The following is a 20,292-nucleotide window of genomic DNA, read 5'->3' on the forward strand; positions in this document are numbered from 1 at the left end:
ACTGGATGCACAGCTCGGCGCCGAGGTCGCTCGACCGGATCGCCGAAACGATGTATGCGCTTGCGCCTCGGAAGGACTCCATGCTCGATTTTCTGTTCAGCCCGATCCCCGGGATCATTTTCACGATCATTGTGGTTCTGCTCATCGGCCTGATCTACGCCAAGACCATCTACAAGAATGCCGGGCCCGACGAAGCCCTCATTATCACCGGCAAGAAGAGCCGCAAGACCATCGTCGATGGTGCCACGCTCGAGGAATCCGGCCAGCGCGTCGTGCACGGACAGGGTGTGTTCATCACCCCGTTCTTCCAGAAGGCGTTCAAGATCAGCCTGCGCAGCCGGGCGATTGAGATCACTGCCGTGGCGCAGGATCGCAACGGCATCACGCTCTCGGTTGAAGCCGTCGCCATCGTCAAGGTCGGCGACGACCCGGCAGCGATCCGCGCCGCCGCCCAGCGGTTTCTCGGGCAGGACAAGAACATCGACGGCTTCGCGCAGGAGGTACTGAGCGGTTCGCTGCGATCCTCGATCGGCGCGACCGACGTGATGACCGTCATTCAGAAGCGCGACGAGCTCGGCACGTCCGTGCTTGCCACCGCGCGTGAGTCGCTCGCCAACCAGGGCCTCGACGTTGACTCCTTCGAGATCAAGGGTATTACCGACGAGAACGACTACATTCGCGACATCGGTCGTGCAGAGCAGGCCAAGGTTCGCCGCCAGGCCGAGGTTGCCGAGCACGTCGCCAACCGAGAGTCGCAGGAAGCCCTGATCACCGCCGAGCAGGCCATCGCAGAAGCGCAGAACACGCTCGCCCTGCGCAAGGCCGCCCTGCAGCTCGACACCGATAAGGCCTCCGCTGAGGCCGCCGCATCCAAGCCTCTCGCCGAGGCCAAGGCACAGCAGGCCATCGTGCAAGAGCAGGAGCTCACCGCTCAACGTCGCGCCAGCCTGCGCAAGGCCGAGCTGGAATCCGAGGTCAACGCCATTGCCGACGCTGACGCCTACCGAATTCGGGTGACCGCGATCGCGGCCGCCGAGGCATCCGTCGCCAAGGCCACCGCCGATCGCGACAGCCGTGTCGCCAACGCCGACGCCACCCGCGCGGAGGGCCAGGCCGAGGCCGACGCCATCCTCGCCCGGGGTACCGCAGAGGCAACGGCCACCCGGCTCTCCGCCGAGGCCGTCGCCCAGCAGTCCGAGGCGCTCATCCAGCTGCGTCTGGTCGAAATGCTCCCGCAGATCGCACACGAGCTCGCCGCTCCGATGGGGAACATCGACCAGCTCACCGTCATTTCAACGGATGGTGCCAGCCAACTCTCCAAGAACGTCGCGTCGGGCTTCAGCGAGGTCGACGCCGTGCTCGGCTCCACCATGGGAATCGGCATCAAGGACCTCCTCGGTGGGCTGCTCGGCGGAACGGCGGGAGCCGCTTTGCGGAACGCTGCGCCCGCGCACAGTGGCGCATCCGCTTCGCCTGCTGCTGCTACGTCGGTGCGTTCCACAGGGGCCGGCGCCGCGTCGCCCTCGGGGGCAACCTCGCCTTCAACAGCAGCGCCTTCAGCAGAGTCGTCACCGTCGGTTGGTGCCTCGGCGGCGACCGGCGCCGCAGCTGCACGGTCGGCAGCGGAAGCATCCGTTTCTGATTCGATCAACAGCGTCGACTTCGACGCAGTCGCCGACGAAGCCGCGGCAGCAATCGCCCGCGCTGCGGCAGCCCGGCTTCCGAAAAAGGCCGGGGACCGCCTGCTGCCGTAGCAATGTAGCCCCGCGGCCCGGTTTCTAGTCCGGGCCGTGGGGTAGTGCGGCCAGGTCAGCAGCCGGGGCCGTGGGGGTTGGCGTTGCAGTCCTCGGCGACAAGCACGGTGGATTCTTTCGCTGCGACGACGGTGAACGGAGCTGACGGCACGGAGACGATTCCCTCGACGCGGCGCCAGCCCTGGTCGCCGAAGCTGTAGTCGGCTCGGTAGCTAACGGTGAGAGTGACGGTGTAGGTGCCTTTGGCGGTGTATTTGTGGCTGGTGGGCGTGGTGGAGAATTCGGCCAGGCCAAGGTCTTCCCAGCTGGCTCCGCCGGTTGGGCTCGATGCGGCGCTGCCGTCGCCGTAATTCCAGCGGTACCCGATCGGTGTGAATAGAACCTGGGCTGGCTGGCCGAGCAGGAGTCCGTCGCCGATCTGAGCGGAGGCTGTCGCCCAGAAATTCGCGGCCAGCCCAACGATCGCCCAGCCGTTGGGTTCCATACCGGTTGGGGCAGCGGGCGCGGGGAAGTTCTGCAGGTCGGTGACCGTGACGATGGTGGCGGCGGAGCAGATGGCGCAGGGCGTTGTCGGGGCGGCGAGGGTGATGGGCCACTCGGGGTGCCGTGAGACAACGGGGAAGTCGCCGGAGCCACAGAGCGTCCACTCCTGCTCGGACGTCAGTTGCCCTGTGGGATGTGCGCAGATCTCGACCACCGTTGAGCCTGTCCCGGAGCGGCCGGCGGAGCCGCCCGCTCCGTCACCCGAACTTCCTCCGTACCCGGCTGATAGGTCAACGCCTGGACCCGTGACGTCCGCCTTTGGTGGACAAGTAGCGAGCACGCTCTCAAGTGACGTGCATGCGGCAGTGCGCAGGCTGGCAACGGCGCCTGGTATCGGAAGAAACATGGTGGTTAGACCGACCAGGAGAATTAGCAGAAGTTTTTGCCGGACCATAAGTCTGATTTCTCGACGAGGAGTCGGTTGGAGGTGGCAGCGTGAGTTAAGGAAACTTGCAATGGGTAGCTATCAGGACGACCAGGGGCAATGACAGTTGTGCCCCCCAGATCGACCACATCCGTTTCTCTTACGTCTTGGCATACATAGGCGGTCACTGCGCCTGAAAACAGATCCGCACTCTGGATGGAGAACGAGTCGAATGCAAGATCGCCAACCATACGGAGTCCTCCAGCCCGGAACTCGGCATAGGTCTCCAGATCTGACTCGAGAACTTTCCCGACTGCAAAATCGGAAATTCTCTCGGGATCTGCTCCGCCTTCGTGGGCGATCGTGTTGGACATCGACTGATATTCGCCGAAGGCGGCGGTCGCGGCCGCCAGCGCCTCGTCGTTCGACGCGAAGACCGGGGGAGTCACGGTGGGCTCGGGACTAGCCACGGCGACCGGCGTTGCCGGGACGGGCGGGGCGGGAGCGGCCATGCATCCGCTTAGGAAAACAACGGAGACAGACAGCACGAGAGCGTTGAGCACAGCAGTGTGCATCGGGCGGCGGCGCGACGGATTTCGCATGGGGCCACAGTAGACCGGATTGCTACAATCCCGTTTAAGTTCTCCACAGGCTGGTGGCGGGGCTCAAATTGCGCTAAAAACTATCGCAGAGTCCCCACCAGAAGCCCCTCAATCATGCGGGACTGCACCTCGTTCGTGAAGTAGTCCGGGTCGAGAATGCGCTCGAGCGCCAAGATATTGGTGGCCGACATAACGAGGGGAGCGAGCACGTCCACCCGGTGGGCAGCCGGGTCGATGCCGAATTGGTCGGCGCGTTCCAGGATCACCGCGCCGAGGGCGAGGCGCACGCTCCGCCGACTCTGGCGATAGAGATCCGCGGCCTGGGGGTTGCGGGCCGCATGAACGGCCAGTTCCATGAGCAGCAGGTGCCAGGGGCCGTCTTCGACCAGGGTCTCGGCCAGACGGCGGGCGATGCGGGCGAGCGCCGCGTCGTCGAGCCGTATCTCGTCGCCGAGAAGGGTCGCGAGCCGACCGCTGAGCAGGGTAGCCAGGCGCTCATTCAGGATCGATCCGAATAGGGCTTGCTTGGAGCCGAAATTGGAGTACACGGCGCCCTTGGTGTACCCGGCCCGCGTCGCCACGTCGTCGAGTTTGGTTCCGAGGTAGCCGGATTCGAAGAATTGCTCGGTCGCCGCCCGCAGAATATCCGCACGTACGTCGGTGCGCAGGGGTCGTTTGCGAGCCGGTGGCGGGGCGTCGCGCGCGAGGGCTGGTGCGAGATTGGGCGACGTTTCGGGTGCCAACGCGGAGTCGGCCGCGAGAACGCGCGAGGTGCCACGAGCGTGAGCCGTTCCTGATGCCATCTCGGGTGTCGTGCCTGGCGTCTCGTCCATGAGTGTCTTTCGGATTGCTGTTGACAAGCGGATACTTTGGGTATTGGATACTCTCGGTATTGAAAATACTACGGCGGCATTGCGCCCCGCACAACCCAACGTTGGATGGAACTCTGCATGACCCTCGACTCCGCTTCGACCCCCGCTATCGACTCGACTGAAATCGCCCTCGCCATCCGAGCGAGCAACTTCACGATTCGAAACGGTGGCCAGACCGTGATCGGCGCCACTAACCTCGCTATTCCGGTCGGTGCACTCTTCGTCGTGTCGGGCCGGTTCGCCTCGGGCAAGACAGCGCTGCTGCTCGCTCTGGCCGGCCGCCTGCGTGGGTTCGCCGGAACGGCGACCGTGTTCGGACATCCGCTGCGCCAGAGCGGCGGGCAGGTGCGGCACCTGTCGGCCCTCGCCGAGACGCCGATCGTAAACCGCCTCGACGACGATCTCACGGTTGAGCGCCAGATCGCGGCTGCCCTCGTGCTCCGTCAACCGTGGTGGAAACCGCTGGTCAGCCAGAAAACGGTAACACTCTGCTTGGTTCGGGTGAACGCGCTGCTGCGTCAGGTCGATTCGCGGGCCGGCGAAATCCTTGAGCAACGACATGCCGGCCTGCCGCGACTGACCGGCACCGATCGCATCGTCGACCTGCAACCGCTCGATCGTGCGGTGCTCGGCGTCGTCCTGGCCCTGATCGGCCGGCCACGCCTGCTGATCGTCGATGACGTCGACACCCTGCGCGACACGGATGACCGCACCCGCGCCTGGGCCGCACTGCTCGTTCTGCGCATGGCGGGCTGGCACGATCTCACGATCGCGGCGAGCGGGCAGGACCCCAAGGAGCTCGTCGAGATCCTCGAACGCGTCGGCGCCGACGTCCACCCCGCGCCAGCCCGCCCGGTGTACCTGCTCGACCTGGATTCCGCCGACCGCACCCTCACAGCCCGCACCCTGACCGCGTCCACCCGGAAGGCCTGAACCGTGGCCAAGATGTTTTCACTGCCCAGCATCGAGCTGTCCCGGTTTCGGTCTTCCCGCTTGGCCATCGTGGCGCTGCTCATGATCGCCGCCGTTCCCGCCATCTATGGCGGCGTCTATCTCTCGGCCAACTGGAACACGAGCGGCAACATCGGCGAACTACACGCCGTCATCGTCAACAACGACATGGCCGCGAACGTCACCGGCACGGACGGCCGCGAGCAGACCATTGACGCCGGCGCCGGCCTGGTCGACTCCCTCGTGGGCAGCGACAGTGCTGGCTTCACCTGGAGCAGTGCCACCAGCGAAGCGGATGCCCGCAGCTCGCGCGCCGATAACCAGAATTTCGCCGTGCTCGTCGTTCCCGCCGATTTCTCGAGCACCCTGGCCTCGACCGCTGCAAACCCCGGCGCTGTGAACCCCGCCGCCACGACGACCGGCACCGCAGCATCCGTTTTCGCCCCCGAGCAGGCCCGCCTGCGCGTGTACACCGACGACGCTTCGAACTTCATCGTGGGGCAGGTCACGAAATCGGTCACCGCCGCGATACGCACCGAGCTGTCGACGTCCATCTCGGCGACCTACCTGGACAACGTCTACCTGGGGTTCACGAGTGTGCACGACAGCCTCGCTCAGGCCGCCAACGGCGCACTCACCCTCAGCGACGGCGCCACGAGCGCGAGCGACGGGTCGGCGCAACTCGTGATCGGCCTCGGCACCCTCTCCGACGGCGCAGCCACGCTCGCGAGCGGGGTGTCCCAAGTGGACGCCGGCACCCACACCCTCGCCACCGGCGCGAGCACCCTGGCCACCGGGTCGTCGAGTGTGGCGAACGGTGCGGCGGAGGTCGCGAGCGGATCGGCAGCGCTCGCGACGGGCGCGGCCACCCTCGACGCGAGCGTGAGCACACTGCCGACCGCCACGGCCCGGCTGGCGGCGGGTACCCAAACCGTTTCCACGACTCTCGGCACGATCGCCGCGCTCACGGCTGCGCACCCTGACTGGACCCTGACCCAGCTGAACGCGGCCCTCGCCACCGGCGGCGGATCGATCGCGGATCTCGCGGCGGGCGCCGCGACCGTCGTAGCCGGGGCCAACATTCTGAACCAGAGCGCGACACCACTCGTCGCCGGCATCGGCACGCTCGCCGACGGCGCCGCGACCCTCGCCACGGGAGCGTCGAGCGTCTCGGCCGGAGCCCAATCCGTCTCAACCGGCGCGGCATCGCTCTCCGCGGGTGCTGCCTCGCTCGCCACCGGTGCCGACAGCGCTGCGGCCGGCGCCAGCACGCTGGCCGCCGGCGCGACGACCGCCAGCACCGGCGCGAGCACCCTCGCCGACGGCCTCGGCCAGCTCGCGACCGGTGCCGACAGTCTGAGCACCTCGCTGCAGTCGGGCGTGACGCAGGTGCCGAGCTACACGTCCGCGCAGGCCAGCGAACTCGCCGCGGTGACTTCCGAACCAGTTGCCGCGGAGCATGTGCGCGAGAATGCCGTCGGATTCTATGGCGAGGGCATCGCGGCGTACTTCATTCCGCTCGCGCTCTGGGTCGGCGGAATCGGCATGTACTTTCTGTTCCGTCCGCTGTCGCCGCAGGCCGTCGCATCCACTGCCCGGCCGGTGCGGGTGGCGCTGACCGGCCTCGCCCCTGGGCTGCTGTTTGGATTGCTGCAGGCCGGACTTCTGCTCGCCGTGCTGCACTTTCTGGTGGGGCTGGAAGCCGCCAATTTCGCGGCCCTCGCCGCCTTCACGGTGATTGTCGCGCTCGTGTTCACGGCCATTCACCACAGCCTGATCGCCCTGCTTGGCGGGCGCGGTCGGCTGGTGGCCTTGTTACTGCTGATTCTGCAGTTGGCCTCGGCCGGAGGCACCTACCCGGTTCAGACGTCGCCCGGCTTCTTCCAGTGGATCAGCCCGGCCTTGCCGATGACCTACGCGGTCGACGGCGTGCGGCGACTCATCGCCGAGGGCTTCACGAGCGCGATTCTGGTTGACCTTCTCGCCCTGATCGCTTTCGGAATCGGAGCGTTCGCCGTTTCGGTCTTCGCCAGTCGTTCGATGAAGATCTGGTCGATCGCCAAGCTGCACCCGTCGCTGAAGATCTAGTCGTGCGCGGTCAGCGCCTGCCTGAGCAGGGCGGCCAGCGCCGGCTGCCCGCCGCTTCTCATGGCGGCCCGCTGGCGTTCGGCTCCGGTCCCGAGTCGCCGCGCCCGCGCCAGCAGCCCCACAATTCGCTCGCGATTGCCCACCTCGTCAATCGCATCGCCGGCATAGCGCAGCAGCTCGTCCGTCACGATCAGCGCACTCTCCAGGGTTCCGATCGTGGACCACCGGCGCATGTGCACGCTCCGCCAGCTGGAGAAGTCGGTATCGGCTCCGTGCCAGAACGGCGAATTCACGGCCAGCGCGAGCAGCGTCGGCAGCCAAACGCGCACCCGGTTGAGCGCCTGCACCCCGGCATCACGGCTGGGAATGCCCACGTGCACGTGAAGCCCGTTGATGAGGTGATCCGGCACCAACCCCCGAAATTCGGTCTCGACGGTGTGGTAGCGCTCCACATCGGTCACCTCAGGCCAGCCCTCGGTCTGGAACGGCGCGCCCACGCCGGCCGCGAGCACCCCGCGGGCCACGGCAGCGCGCGCCAGCCGTGATCGAAAGGCGAGCAGGTCAGCGGATACTACTCACAAACCGGTATCAAGCCGATACATTCTCAGATCGGCCAGCCGGTCACATTCGAGCCCACAGGTGACTAACATGACAATTAATTGGCAACCGATGTGCAGGCGTTGGCTCTCGCACTGATCGACTCAGTTGGGGGTAAACGTGGTGCAAGTGACCGAGGTTCCAGCCGGCGCGGCCCAATCGTGGCGGCGTTCTCTGCACGGCGTTCTCGGCGGGATGCTCGGGTTCGTCGCGATGAGCGCGGTGGCCGGCATTCTGGTCACCGTGTCGGTAACCCCTGTCGTTGCGCTCTCGGGTATGGCTGCCACCAATACCATTTCGGTGTTCGAGAATCTGCCCGGCTACATCAACATCGAGCCCCTCTCGCAGAAGAGCGACATTTTTGCGACCCGCAGTGACGGAACCTTCGAACTGCTCGCCTCGTTCTACGATCAGAATCGCATCGAGGTGGGGTGGGATGCGATCAGCCAGTTTGCGAAGGATGCCGCGGTGTCGGGAGAAGACCCACGGTTCTACGAGCACGGCGGGGTCGATTTGCAGGGCACCCTGCGAGCCACGGCAACGACGGTGGCAGGGGGAGACACCCAGGGCGGGTCATCCATTTCTCAGCAGTACGTTAAGAACGTGCTGGTACAGAAGTGCGAGGTGATCACCGACAAGCGCGCGCACGATGCCTGCTACACCGCGGCGACCGAGACCACGCCCGACCGCAAGCTCAAAGAGATGCGGCTCGCCATCGGGGTCGAGAAGAAGTACAGCAAGCACGACATCCTGCAGCAGTATTTCAATATCACCGGCTTCGGCGGCACCGTCTATGGCATCGAAGCCGCCGCCAACTATTACTTCAACAGCACCGCGGCCAACCTCACCCTGCCGCAGGCGGCCAGCCTGGTGGCGATCGTGAACAACCCGGTCAAGTTCCAGCTCGACAAGCCGGCCAGCGAGACCAATGGGGCCGCCAACGGTTACGCCGCGAACAAGCAGCGCCGCGACTACATTCTGCGTGAGATGCTGCGCTACAAAAAGATCGCCGAGGCCGACTACGAAGCGGCCCTGGCGGCACCGGTCGAACCCGTGATCACCGAACCCAGCACCGGCTGCCAGACCGCCGCAGCCAACGCGTTCTTCTGCGACTATGTGACCAAGATTCTGCAGACCGATCCCACCTTCGGCGCCGACGCTGCCACCCGCATGCTCAACTTTCGCCGAGGCGGCTATGACGTCTACACGACCCTCGACCTCGACGTGCAGGGCGCGGCCGTGACCACCATGAATCAGCAGGTTCCCAAGGTCTACGCCGGCGGGGACGTGGGCGCGGTGATCACGAGCGTGCAGGTCGGCACCGGCCGGGTGCTGGCCATGACCCAGAACAAGGACTACAGCCAGGACCCCACGGTGCAGGCGACCGGTGCCAACTACACCGGAATCAACTACGCCACGGACTTCGCCGAGGGCGGTTCGAGCGGTTTCCAGCCGGGGTCGACCTATAAGGTCTTCACCCTGGCCGAATGGCTCAAAGAAGGGCACTCGCTCAACGAACGCGTGGACTCCCGGCGCAAGTCCAACTGGGGCACCTTTCAAGACAGCTGCCTCGGGACCCAGAATTACGACAAGGAGAAACCACCCTTCAACCCGCGCAACGACGCCAACGAATCCGGTGCCAACTACAGTGCGCTGCAAGCCACCGTCGGCTCAATCAACACCGGCTTCATCGGCATGGCGAAGCGGCTGGACCTCTGCGGTATCCGCAAAACTGCGGAGGCGTTCGGTGTGCACCGGGCCGACGGTAACCCGCTGTCGCAGTCCGCAGCGACCGTGATCGGAACCAATGAGGTTGCGCCGCTGACCATGGCCGTCGCCTTCGCCGGCATCGCCAATAAGGGCGTCACCTGTTCGCCGATCGCCATCGACCGTATCGTCGACCGCGGCGGCGTGGAGGTCGCGGTGCCGCCGTCGGTCTGCACGCAATCGGTGGATTCGACGGTCGCCGCCGGCATGGCCTACGCCATGCACCGGGTGATGACGAGCGGCACCGGACAACAATCCAACTCGAATACGAAACCGAATGTACCGATGATCGGCAAGACCGGAACAACGGATGGTGCCAAAGACACCTGGATGAGCGGCGCAAGCACCAAGGTGGCCACGGTAGTCGCCGTGGTGAGTGTGACGGGATCACTCAGTCAGCGGCGGCAGTTCTTTGGGCGTGACCAGATCGCGACGGCGCGGCACCGCATGTGGCCGGTCGTGATGTCGGTCGTCAACGCCAAGTACGGCGGTGATGCCTTCGACGAACTCGCCCCCAAGTACATTCCACCGCCCGTGGTCGTGGCGCCACCGGTCGTGGCGCCGGTGGCTCCGCCGGCCGCACCCGCCCCGCCGGAGACGGCTCCGGCGCCGCCCGGCCAGTAGCGCCCGGCCAGCGGTGCCGGCCGCTTGTTGGCTAGGCACTCTGCGCCGCAGTGAGCTGGTGCAGGGTGCCGCCGCCCGAAGACTGCTGCGCCGGGGTGCGCAGCAACGGATGCGCCGCAAGTTCGGCGGCGTAGGCGGCAGCAATGGCTGCTTCCTCCGCGGCGGCGCGTTCAACGGCGTGGCGTTCCTTCACCTGGCGGGCCACATCGAACAGGTTCCACAGATTCTCCCCGGTCACCGACACTCCCTTGGCGCCGGAGCGCCGTGTTCGACCGCGCACGAGCATGTAATTGGTCTGGAACACCTGCCCGCCCACTCGTTCCTGTGCGTCGTGAAAGAACACGACGTTCGCGACCGGGCCGGTGCCGTCGTCGAGGCTGATGAACACCACGCGGCGGCCGCCGCGCATCGGCGGCGTGTTCGTAGCCCGCCGCACCCCGGCGAGCAGAACCTCGGTGCCGCCGGGCAGGTTGCCGAGCTCGCTCGCCGGCGTCACCCCCAACTCCTTGAACAGTGAGTGAAAGCGTTTCATCTGGTGTGATCCGACGGCCAGGTTCAGATCGAGCAGCTCCAGGTCGGTCTGGGTTCGACCGCGCAGCTCGAGCGAGGTGATGGCACCCGCACGGTCGCCGGAGTAGCGCGGCACCGGCAGCTCCACCTCGAACGCGAGCTGGTCGGCACGAATGACCACGGCCGTGCCGCGCAACGACTGAATGTGCGCGAGTAGCTCGTGCCGCCGGGCCCGGTCGTAGCCGATGAACGTGTCGAGGGCGCCGACCCGGGCCAGCGCTTCGAACGTGCGCCTGCGGGGGTGCACCCGGTCACGAAAGTCCTGCAGCGACCCAAACGGCTGGTGCTGGGCAATGCGCGCCCGCTCGGCTTCGGTGCTGCCGACCAGCTCAGGCAGCGCCAAACGGATGCCCTGGCTCCCGTCGGCGAGATCTTCCACGCGGTAATCCAGCGCGCTCGACTGCACGTCGAGGGGGAGCACCGGCACCCCGAGTACCCGGGCTTCGGCCACGATGAGGTCTTTGGGCCACATGCCGGGGTCGTGGGTGAGCAGCCCGGCCAGGAAGGCGGCCGGATGGTGGGTTTTCAGCCAGGCCGACTGGTAGGTGGGCAGGGCGAAGGCGGCGCCGTGCGCCTTGGCGAAGCCGAAGCTACCGAACCCCGCAAGCACCGTCCAGATCTGGTCGATCACCTTCACGCTGAAGCCGCGGGCGAGCGCTTTCTCGCGCAGATACTCCTCGATCTGGGGGAGTTGCTCCGGCTTCCCCAGGTGGCGGCGAAAGACATCCGCTTTGCCGAGGCCGCAGCCGGTGAGTTCGTCGAACAACCGCATGACCTGTTCGTGAAAGATCACGACGCCCTTGGTTTCGCGCAAAATAGGCTCGAACCGGGGGTGAATGTAATCGGGCGCGACCTCGCCGTGCCTGGCCTGCAAATATTTGAGCGGCATGTTGTTTTTCATCGGGCCGGGTCGAAACAGCGAGATCTCCACGGTGAGGTCGTTGAACACCTCGGGTTGCAGCTTGCCGACCAGCTCCATCTGGCCGGGGGATTCGATTTGAAAGATGCCGAGGGTGCGGGTGGAACGAATCAGCTCGAACGTTTTCGCATCGTCGAGCGGCACCCGGTCGAGGTCGATACTCTCGCCGGTGAGCCGGTGGTGCTCTTCAACAGCGTGCGCCATGGCCGACTGCATGCGCACGCCGAGAATGTCGAGCTTGATCAGGCCCATCGGGTCCATGTCGTGCTTGTCGTACTGCGACATGGGCAGGCCCATGCCGCTCGCCTGCACCGGGGTGCGGTCGAGCAGGCTCGCGTCGGAGAGGATCACGCCGCACGGGTGCACCGAGATATGCCGGGGGAGCCGGTCGAGTTTCGCGGTGAGGTCCACCAGCAGATCGAGTTGCTGCGATTCGCGCACCTCGGTGGCGAGGGCCTCGAGTTCGGGTTTCTCCTCGAGGGCGCGGCGAAAGTCGCGGGCGTTGAACCGCCACATCTGCTTGGCGATCACGTTGATCTGGGCGTCGGGCAGGCCGAGCGCGAGGCCGGCGTCACGCACGGCGCCGCGGCCCCGGTAGGCGTTGGTCATCGACATGAGCGAGACCCGGTCGCTGCCGAAAGCGCGAAAGACCTCGCGGTAGATATCGTGCCGCCTCGCTGACTCGACGTCGATGTCGATATCGGGCAGGGTCTGGCGCTCGGGGGAGAGAAAACGCTCCCAGAGCAGGCCGTTCGCGATCGGTTCGACCGAGGAGGTGTGCAGCGCATAGTTGAGCACCGACCCGACCCCTGAACCGCGGGCCTGAATGCGAATGCCCATTCCGCGAATAATGTCGGCCACCCGCGACACGGTGAGAAAGTAGCTGGCAAAGCCTAAGTGTTCGACCGTTTTCATCTCGTGGGCGAGCTGATGGTGGGCCGCTTCGACCGCGCGTGAGCCGCTCGCCGAGTACAGCTCGGCGATGCCGCTTCGGGCGCGGCGCCACAGCTCGGTGACCGGGTCGCCGGTGACGCCGATGATGCGCGCCTCCGGCATGCGCGGGCGGCCGAGGCCGATGTCGCTCACGGGGTCGAGGCTGCAGCGGTCGCCGAGCTGCTCGGTGTCGCCCAGCAGTCGTTCGAGCGCCCCGTTGTCGTGCAGGCCGGCGTCGACGACCATGCGGGCCACCTGGCGCATCGCGCCGGCCGGTTTGAGCCAGGCCTGACCATTGGTTTGGGGGGTTTCGAGCTCGGCGAGCGGCAGCAGAAAGCGGGCGGCATCGGCGAGGTCGGCGGTGACCGCTTCGTCGGGGGTGCCGTAGCGCACGGCATTGCTGAGCACCGCCGGCAGTCCGGCGTTCTCGGCCAGGGCGAGCATGCGCGTGGCCGGAGTGACACTGCCGACGGTGCCGCTTTCGGCGAGGTGGCAGACGATTTCGAGCACGACGGTGCCTGCGGGCAGGGCGCGCTGCCAGTGGGCCAGCCGCGCCGCGGCATCTGAATTGTCGCGGCGGCCGATGGCCAGGCCTACGTCGGAATCGGGGCCGAGCAGCACGGTGAGGGAGGCCAGGCCGGCCAGGTCGGCCAGGCGGGCGCGCGAAATGCTCGGGCCGGCAGCTGCGCCGTGGGCGGTGCTGTGCTGGGCTGTGCTGTTCTGGGGTGCGTCGTGGCCGGCGGCGCCGTGCTGAAGTGCGTCTCGATCGGTGCTGTGGGCGGCACTGACCGCGCGGCAAAGTGCGGCGTAGCCTCTACCCGCCGTCTGGCCGTGGGCGAGCACGACCACCCGACCGAGCGGGCGATACTGGTCGTCGTGCACGGCGAGTTCGGCGCCGAGCCCGGGGCGGATGCCGGCGGCCACGCAGGCGCGCACGTGTTTGACTGCGCCGTAGAGTCCGTCACGGTCGGTGACGGCCAGAAAATTCGCGCCCTGCGCGGCCGCCTGCTCGGCCAGGGCTTCGGGAAGCGTCACCCCGTAGTGGGTCGAGTAGGCGCTCGCGACGTGCAGGTGACTGAAAGTCGTCCCCGGTGCGGTGCTCATCCCCAGTCCAATGCTAAAGTCCAGGACCCGTCGGTGCTGCGGCGCAGGTCGTAGCGGTGCTGCTCTTCGCCGCCACGGCAGGCATCGAGCCGCCACAGTTCGGTGTCGATGCGGGTGGGGGTTCCCTCGTTTTCCCACCATCGGGTGCGTTTGAATACGGCCTGCGGCTGACCGATGACGGTGTGTTCGAACCGATTCCAGATGAACGCGCGCGGGTCGCCGTCGGGGGACAGCTCAACGTCGACTGGTGCGTCAATAATGTGGGGCAAGGTGGGCTCCCTAGGCTCGTGACGGGTGGCTCGGGGTGGGCGATAATGGTAAAAACCTGATGAGCGATGGTTAAAAAAATCCCACAATGAGTTCGAGCAAAATCTCGTCGAAATCAACTGCTATCGAATATGTCTTCTAGGTAAAAGTGTATGTCACTCCACCGACATGCGCCATGGGCGGATGCTCGTGAGACAGCCGGAGCCTGCGATCTACGATGGTCAAATGACCGACGCAATACCGAACGGCACCGCACCGACCGGCAGTGCACCCGGCACCGCACAGATCACCCGTGAGCTCGCCCAGCGCCTGGTGGAGCAGGTCGCGCCGAGCCTCGTGCACAACGTCAACATCATGGATGCGGGCGGGGTGATCATCGGCTCACTGGATGCTGCCCGCATCGGCACCCTGCATGACGGTGCCCGGGATGCCGCTGTTCGCGGGGAAGCGGTGCACATCGCTCCCGGCGACGAGCATCAGGGAACCCGGCCGGGAGTGAATATTCCGTTGATCGTCGACGGACAGGTCGTGGCCGTCGTCGGGGTCACCGGAATCCCCGCCGAGGTGCTGCCGGTCGCGCAGGTGCTCGTGCTGACCGTTCAGATGCTGCTCAGCCAGGAGCGGCAGCGCGATAACGCGTCGTGGCGAGAATCCGCGATTCGGGACATCCTCGGGGCCCTTGCGCGGGGTAATCTCACCGAGAGTCGCCTGATGGCGGGCTTGCGGGGCATCGACGCGCCACTGCAGCCACCGTGGAACCTCACTGGAATCGTGGCCGAGAACCAGTCGGTGGCGCTGCTTCGTGGGTTGCGCGAGTTCACGGGAGTGGTGGCCGCCGACATTAACGGTGCCGTCTGGGTGCTCAGCGGATCGTCGTCTGCGCTGGGCCACGAGCTGCTTCGACAGCGTCTGCAGCGCTCCGGCGAGCCGCCCCTGCGTTTTCTGATCGGACGCGTCGGAGCCACCATGCAACAACTCGCGAGCGACGCTGAACGGCTGGGCGCGCTGCTGGCCCGGCCCGGGCTGCTCGAGCTGGTAGACGTCGGGTCCGAGACTCGCCTCGACGCCCTGGGTCTGGAGCTCGCGATCGCCGGCCTGCCCACCGCCATGATCGAGGATCTCGCTGAATCGGTGCTCGCGCCGCTCAGCGCGGCCCTGAACGAGACGGCACGGGTGTTCCTGCAGGCCGAACTGTCGATTGCCGGCGCGGCGCGGGAACTCGGCGTGCACCGCAATACCCTCGTGCAGCGACTCGACCGCATCGAGCTGCTGACCGGCCTCAACCTCCGACAGTTTCACGCCGCCGTGCGGATGCGGGTCGCACTGGCGGCCGATGCCGCTCGCTATGTGCACGATGCACAGTAAATAGCCCATGATTTGCCGAGAAATGTGGTGTGATTCCACCTGAATATGTGTCTGGTTGTGTTCTAGCCTGAACCAATGCACGATCGCACGGCGCTGAAGCCGCTCACCATAGTCATCGCGCCGGACTCGTTCAAAGGAAGCCTCAGCGCGGCCGAAGCCGCCGCCGCCATGGCCGAGGGTGCCCGCGACGCCGGCCTCGCGCTCGGCCGGCCCGACCCGCAGCTGATCCTCTGCCCGATGGCCGACGGCGGCGAGGGAACGCTCGATGCCATCGCCGCCGTCTGGGGCGTCCTGCCCCGCACCATGCTCACCGTCGACGCGCTCGGGCGCAGCCGCCGGGCTCGCTACGCCACCTCGTCCGACGGCCGCACGGGCCTCATCGAAGCGGCCGAATCCAACGGCCTTCCCCTGACAGCGGATGCCCAGCCCCAGCCCCAGCGCGCTGACAGCTTCGGCGTCGGGCTGCTCGCCCGGGAACTACTCGATCAGCAGGTCGACGAGATTCTGCTCTGTGTCGGCGGCTCCGCCAGCACCGACGGCGGAACCGGTCTGCTCGCCGGGCTCGGCGCGCGCTTTCTCGACGCCGCCGGCAAACCGGTCGCGCCCGGCGGCGCGGGCCTGGCCGAGATTGCGTCCATCGATCTGACCAGCCTGCACCCGCGCTCCCGCGAGGTCAGCTGGCGCGTCGCGGTCGATGTGAACAACCCGCTCTGCGGCACGAACGGCGCAGCCGCTGTGTTTGGCCCGCAAAAGGGCGCCCAGCCCAACGATGTCGTGGAGCTCGACGCGGGCCTGGCCCACCTCGCCGCCATCGTGCTCGCTGAAACCGGCGAGAACATGCAGGGCCGGCCAGGCGCCGGAGCGGCCGGCGGTATGCCGGCCACCCTCGTGCCGCTGCTCCACGCCGAGCTGGTACCCGGTTCCACCCTGATAGCGGATGCCGTGGGCCTGGCCGACAAGATGGCCCGCGCCGACCTCGTACTCACCGGTGAAGGCAGCTTCGATTCCCAATCGCTCGGCGGCAAGGTGGCCGTGGCAGTCGCACGTCTGGCGCCGACCGGATGCCCGGTCGTCGTCATCGCCGGGCGGGTGGCGCTGTCGCCAGCCGACACCGCGGCATCCGGTGTCAGCGCCGCATTCTCGATCGCCGGCGGACCGGCGACCCTCGACGACCTGCAGGAGCACGCGGCCCAACGCCTACGCGAGACCACGGCGCAGGTCGTTTCCTTCTTTCTCCAGACCCACTAGTTCCACCCTGAAATAGAAAGGCCGTCTCAATGCTGAGCATCGCCATCCTGGTGGCTCTCGTCGCCGCCATCGTCTTCGCCACCGCGAAGCTGAAAATCAATCCCTTCCTGGCGCTGCTCGCTGCGGCGCTGGTCGGTGGTTTTGCGTTCGGTCTGCCGGTTGACACGATCGCCCCGACCATGACGACGGCCTTTGGGGCCACGCTCGGAAATATCGGCCTGATCATCCTGTTCGGCACCATCATCGGCGTGATCCTGGAGCGTACCGGCGCCGCGATTGCCATGGCCGAAGCGTTGATTCGCGTGTTAGGCACCCGGTTTCCGACGCTGACCATGAGCGTTATCGGCTTCATCGTGTCGATCCCGGTGTTCTGCGACTCCGGCTTCGTCATTCTGAACTCCCTCAAGAAGTCGCTCGCCGCCCGGGCCAAGGTATCGCTCGTAGCCATGACCATCGCCCTGATGACCGGCCTGTACGCCACCCACGTTTTCGTACCGCCGACTCCCGGCCCACTCGCCGCCGCCGGCAACCTGAACATCATCGACCAGCTGGGCCTCATCATCGGCTTCGGCCTGATCGCCGCCGTGGTCTCGGCACTGGCCGGGCTGCTCTGGGCGAACCGGTTCCTGAAGAAAAACATCGAGCTCATGCCCGAGCCGAGCGGCGAGGAGAGCGAGCAGGACTACGAGAAGATTCGCGCCGCCTACGGCAAGCTGCCCAACGCCTTTCTGGCTTTCCTGCCGATTCTCGCCCCGATCCTGCTGATCTGCCTTGCGTCGATCGCCAAACTGCCGGCCGCGCCCTTCGGTGACTCCGGCTTGTATATCGCCATCGTCTTCGTCGGCACCCCGGTGATCGCCCTGGCCGTCGGCCTGATCGCCTCGCTGTTCCTGCTACGCGGTAAGGGCAAGCTCGACGCGTTCGGCGATCGGGTGACCGAGGGCATCCGCATCTCGGCGCCCATCCTGCTGATCACCGCCTCGGGCGCCGCCTTCGGAGCCGTGCTTGCGGCCTCCGACCTTACCGACTTTCTCGGCAGCACCCTCTCGACGCTCGGGCTCGGACTGGCCGTACCGTTCCTCATCTCGGCCGCGCTCAAGACCGCGCAGGGTTCATCCACGGTCGCCATGGTGACCACGTCGGTGCTGCTCCTGCCGCTGCTGCCGGCCCTCGGCCTCGACTCCGACCTCGGCAAAGTGCTCTCGGTGCTCGCGATCGGCGCCGGAGCCATGGTCGTCTCGCACGCCAACGACAGCTTCTTCTGGGTGGTGTCGCAGCTCAGCCGTATCCCGGTCGCGACGGCCTACCGCACGCTCACCCCGGCCACGGCCATCCAGGGCGTCGCCGGTTTCGCCGCCGTCTGGGTGATCGGTCTCATCGTCCTGTAACACTGATCGGCACCGAACGTTCATATTCGGTTCACCGTGGAGTCACCGGGTGGCGGGAGGGTGGTTCTGCCCCCAGTTCGGGGTTCACCAAACCATCAGGAGTGCCCGCATGTTGAATCGTGAAGCCAAAGATCTCCGTCAGAGCGTCACCGATCGTGACCGGCCGCTGATCCCTCTGCTGCCGATGGATGGCCATACGCTCGGTAAGCGCAGTGCGGTCACCTGTCACCTCAAGTGTGCAGACGCCTGCTTTCACCCGGTGCCCAATGAGAGCACGAATGACTACTTTCGCGACATCGTCGGAGCGGCCCTGAGCCGCCGTTCCCTGCTCGTGGGCGTTGGCGTCGGCGCTGCGGCGATCGTACTGGGGGCTGGCCAGACGACTCCCGCGTTGGCGGCACCGGGCGGTCCGGCGGGCGGCGGCCTCGCGTTCACGCCGATCGCGCCGGTTCCGGCGGCCGTCGATGCCTTCTCGGTACCGGCGGGGTATTCCTGGAACCCGATCATCCGCTGGGGCGACCCGCTGTTCGCCGCCACCGACGTGTTCGACCCTGATCACCAGACCGCCGCGTCGCAGGCCTTGCAGTTCGGCTACAACAACGACTACCTCGCCATTCTCGAGACCAAGGGCCGTTCCAGCACCCTCGTCACCAACCACGAGTACACCAACGAAGGCATCATGTTCGCCCCGGCCACGACACCGGCCGAAGCAGATGAGCAGCGTCGCGTCGCGATGATGGCCCACGGCATGTCCGTGGTCGCCCTCGAACGAAAGCGTGCCGGTCAGCCCTGGACCTACCGGGTCGGTGACCGCCTCAACCGTCGCATTACCGCGAGCACCCCGTTCACCGTCACCGGTCCGTCCGCCGGCAGCGACCTGCTGAAGACCAGGGCAGACCCGGCCGGCCGCACCGTGCTCGGCACCCTCGGCAACTGCGCCGGCGGCACCACACCCTGGGGCACGGTGCTCTCCGGCGAGGAGAACTTCAACGGGTACTTCCGCACGCCGGGCACCAGCGCAGCGGATGCCCGCTACGGCCTCGCCAACCGCCCTACCGGCCGGCTGTGGGAGCAGGTCGACAACCGGTTCGACGCCACCATCGCGGGCAACGAGAACGAGCCGAACCGGTTCGGCTGGATAGTGGAGATCGACCCGGAGGCGCCGAACGAGCCGCCGGTCAAGCACACGGCCCTCGGCCGGTTCAAGCACGAGGGCGCCAACGTTATCGTCGGAAAGACCGGCCACGTCGCCGCCTACATGGGCGACGATGAACGCTTCGACTACCTCTACAAGTTCGTCTCCTTCGATCGGTTCGATAAGAAGAAGGGCCCGAAAGCCCGCACCCACAACAAGACCCTGCTCACCCGTGGCTCCCTCTATGTGGCCCGGTTCACCGGCAACTCGCCGGCCGGCGAGATCACCGGCACCGGCCAGCTGCCCGCCGACGAAAAGTTCGACGGCACCGGCCAGTGGGTCGCGCTCGTCATCGACGGCGTTTGCCAGGTGCCCGGCTTCAGCACCGACGACGCCCTCGTGAACACCCGGCTGGTAGCGGATGCCGTCGGCGCCACCAAAATGGACCGCTGCGAAGACGTCGAGCCGAGCCCGGTGACCGGCAAGATCTACGTCGCCTGCACCAACAACACCGACCGTGGCCTGCCGGGCAAGGAGGGCGCCACCGAGCCCAACCCCCGCGCGATCAACCGGGATGGCCACATCGTGGAGATCACCGAAACCGGCTCCGACGCCACCGCGGTGACCTTCGACTGGAACCTGCTGCTCGTCTGCGGCGATCCGAAGACGAACACGAGCACCTACTTCGCCGGTTTCCCGAGCGAGAAGGTCTCACCCATCTCCTGCCCGGACAACGTTGCCTTCGACGCCGAGGGCAACCTGTGGATCTCCACCGACGGTGCCCCGAGCACGATCGGATTCTGCGACGGCCTGTTCAAGGTGCCGCTCACCGGCCCCGAGCGCGGGCGGGTGCAGCAGTTCCTTTCGGTGCCGCGGCAGGCGGAGACGTGCGGGCCGGTCATCCGCTCTGAGCAATCGATGGTGTACGTGGCCGTGCAGCATCCGGGGGAGAACGGCAGCTGGGCCGCCCAGTCCAGTCGATTCCCGGACTACGTTGCGCTGGGTGCTGCGGTGCCGGCCGGTGCGTGGGCGGGGCCCCGGCCATCCGTCGTGCAGGTCTGGAAGTCCTGAGTCGTTCCCCGATCTGGTCGTCGCATAGGCCAGAACGGGGGGCACGAACTGGGAGTTGGCTGATTGTAATTTCTGAAAACCGTGGTGAAGTAAAAGGGCTGCAGTCAGAATCGGCAGCGCTCATTCAATG

The 20,292-nt window shown here is 66.5% G+C and carries 14 protein-coding genes; 8 read left to right on the forward strand and 6 right to left on the reverse strand.

The window, feature by feature from the left end; all coding sequences use genetic code 11:
* Positions 1-80: 80 nt before the first annotated feature.
* Complete coding sequence (locus CXY77_RS17645; protein ID WP_158252876.1) at positions 81-1,754, forward strand: flotillin family protein; 1,674 nt, start codon at positions 81-83, stop codon at positions 1,752-1,754.
* 55 nt (positions 1,755-1,809) lie between these two features.
* On the opposite strand, the gene CXY77_RS17650 is transcribed toward CXY77_RS17645, so the two are convergent.
* From CXY77_RS17650 to CXY77_RS20230, 3 genes are all read right to left on the reverse strand, one after another.
* The gene (locus CXY77_RS17650; RefSeq protein ID WP_104130621.1) at positions 1,810-2,451 is read right to left on the reverse strand and encodes a PKD domain-containing protein; all 642 of its coding nucleotides are present in this window, start codon (positions 2,449-2,451) and stop codon (positions 1,810-1,812) included.
* A 215-nt stretch (positions 2,452-2,666) separates the two neighbouring features.
* The gene (locus tag CXY77_RS17655) at positions 2,667-3,263 is read right to left on the reverse strand and encodes a hypothetical protein (RefSeq protein WP_140425574.1); all 597 of its coding nucleotides are present in this window, start codon (positions 3,261-3,263) and stop codon (positions 2,667-2,669) included.
* An 80-nt stretch (positions 3,264-3,343) separates the two neighbouring features.
* On the reverse strand, positions 3,344-4,096 hold the full coding sequence (locus tag CXY77_RS20230; protein ID WP_233197501.1) for a TetR/AcrR family transcriptional regulator: 753 nt from the start codon (positions 4,094-4,096) through the stop codon (positions 3,344-3,346).
* A gap of 117 nt (positions 4,097-4,213) precedes the next feature.
* Between CXY77_RS20230 and CXY77_RS20235 the strand changes: the two genes are divergently transcribed.
* The gene (locus CXY77_RS20235) at positions 4,214-5,068 is read left to right on the forward strand and encodes a hypothetical protein (RefSeq protein ID WP_158252878.1); all 855 of its coding nucleotides are present in this window, start codon (positions 4,214-4,216) and stop codon (positions 5,066-5,068) included.
* A 12-nt stretch (positions 5,069-5,080) separates the two neighbouring features.
* Positions 5,081-7,174, forward strand: coding sequence for a YhgE/Pip domain-containing protein (locus tag CXY77_RS17670; protein ID WP_233197545.1), 2,094 nt, complete (start codon positions 5,081-5,083; stop codon positions 7,172-7,174).
* Here the strand turns inward: CXY77_RS17670 and CXY77_RS17675 are convergent.
* Positions 7,171-7,734, reverse strand: coding sequence for a glutamate-cysteine ligase family protein (locus CXY77_RS17675; protein ID WP_104130626.1), 564 nt, complete (start codon positions 7,732-7,734; stop codon positions 7,171-7,173). The genes CXY77_RS17670 and CXY77_RS17675 overlap by 4 nt on opposite strands.
* Positions 7,735-7,900: 166 nt before the next feature.
* Here CXY77_RS17675 and CXY77_RS17680 point away from each other — a divergent pair, with 166 nt between their 5' ends.
* Entirely contained in the window at positions 7,901-10,162 is a 2,262-nt protein-coding gene (locus CXY77_RS17680) for a transglycosylase domain-containing protein (RefSeq protein ID WP_140425577.1), read from the forward strand.
* A gap of 31 nt (positions 10,163-10,193) precedes the next feature.
* Here the strand turns inward: CXY77_RS17680 and dnaE are convergent, their stop codons facing one another.
* Both dnaE and CXY77_RS17690 read right to left on the reverse strand, forming a co-directional pair.
* Positions 10,194-13,688, reverse strand: coding sequence for a DNA polymerase III subunit alpha (dnaE, locus tag CXY77_RS17685; protein ID WP_104090651.1), 3,495 nt, complete (start codon positions 13,686-13,688; stop codon positions 10,194-10,196).
* Positions 13,685-13,957 carry a hypothetical protein gene (locus CXY77_RS17690; protein WP_092339679.1) on the reverse strand — a complete coding sequence of 91 codons (273 nt, stop codon included), beginning with the start codon at positions 13,955-13,957 and terminating at the stop codon, positions 13,685-13,687. Before CXY77_RS17690 ends, dnaE begins: the two co-directional genes overlap by 4 nt.
* Before the next feature lie 223 nt (positions 13,958-14,180).
* Here CXY77_RS17690 and CXY77_RS17695 point away from each other — a divergent pair, with 223 nt between their 5' ends.
* From CXY77_RS17695 to CXY77_RS17710, 4 genes are all read left to right on the forward strand, one after another.
* Positions 14,181-15,320, forward strand: a complete 1,140-nt coding sequence (locus CXY77_RS17695) for a sugar diacid recognition domain-containing protein (protein ID WP_158252879.1) — start codon at positions 14,181-14,183, stop codon at positions 15,318-15,320.
* A 75-nt stretch (positions 15,321-15,395) separates the two neighbouring features.
* Positions 15,396-16,568, forward strand: a complete 1,173-nt coding sequence (locus CXY77_RS17700) for a glycerate kinase (protein WP_104130628.1) — start codon at positions 15,396-15,398, stop codon at positions 16,566-16,568.
* A 29-nt stretch (positions 16,569-16,597) separates the two neighbouring features.
* Positions 16,598-17,956 (forward strand): GntP family permease, encoded by a 1,359-nt coding sequence (locus tag CXY77_RS17705; RefSeq protein ID WP_104090652.1) that lies wholly within the window; start codon positions 16,598-16,600, stop codon positions 17,954-17,956.
* 184 nt (positions 17,957-18,140) lie between these two features.
* A complete protein-coding gene (locus tag CXY77_RS17710) occupies positions 18,141-20,162 on the forward strand; it encodes a PhoX family phosphatase (protein WP_233197546.1) in 2,022 nt (673 codons plus the stop codon).
* The last annotated feature ends 130 nt before the right edge of the window (positions 20,163-20,292 follow it).

The organism is Cryobacterium sp. N21 (assembly GCF_002929575.1).
Lineage (GTDB): Bacteria > Actinomycetota > Actinomycetes > Actinomycetales > Microbacteriaceae > Cryobacterium > Cryobacterium flavum.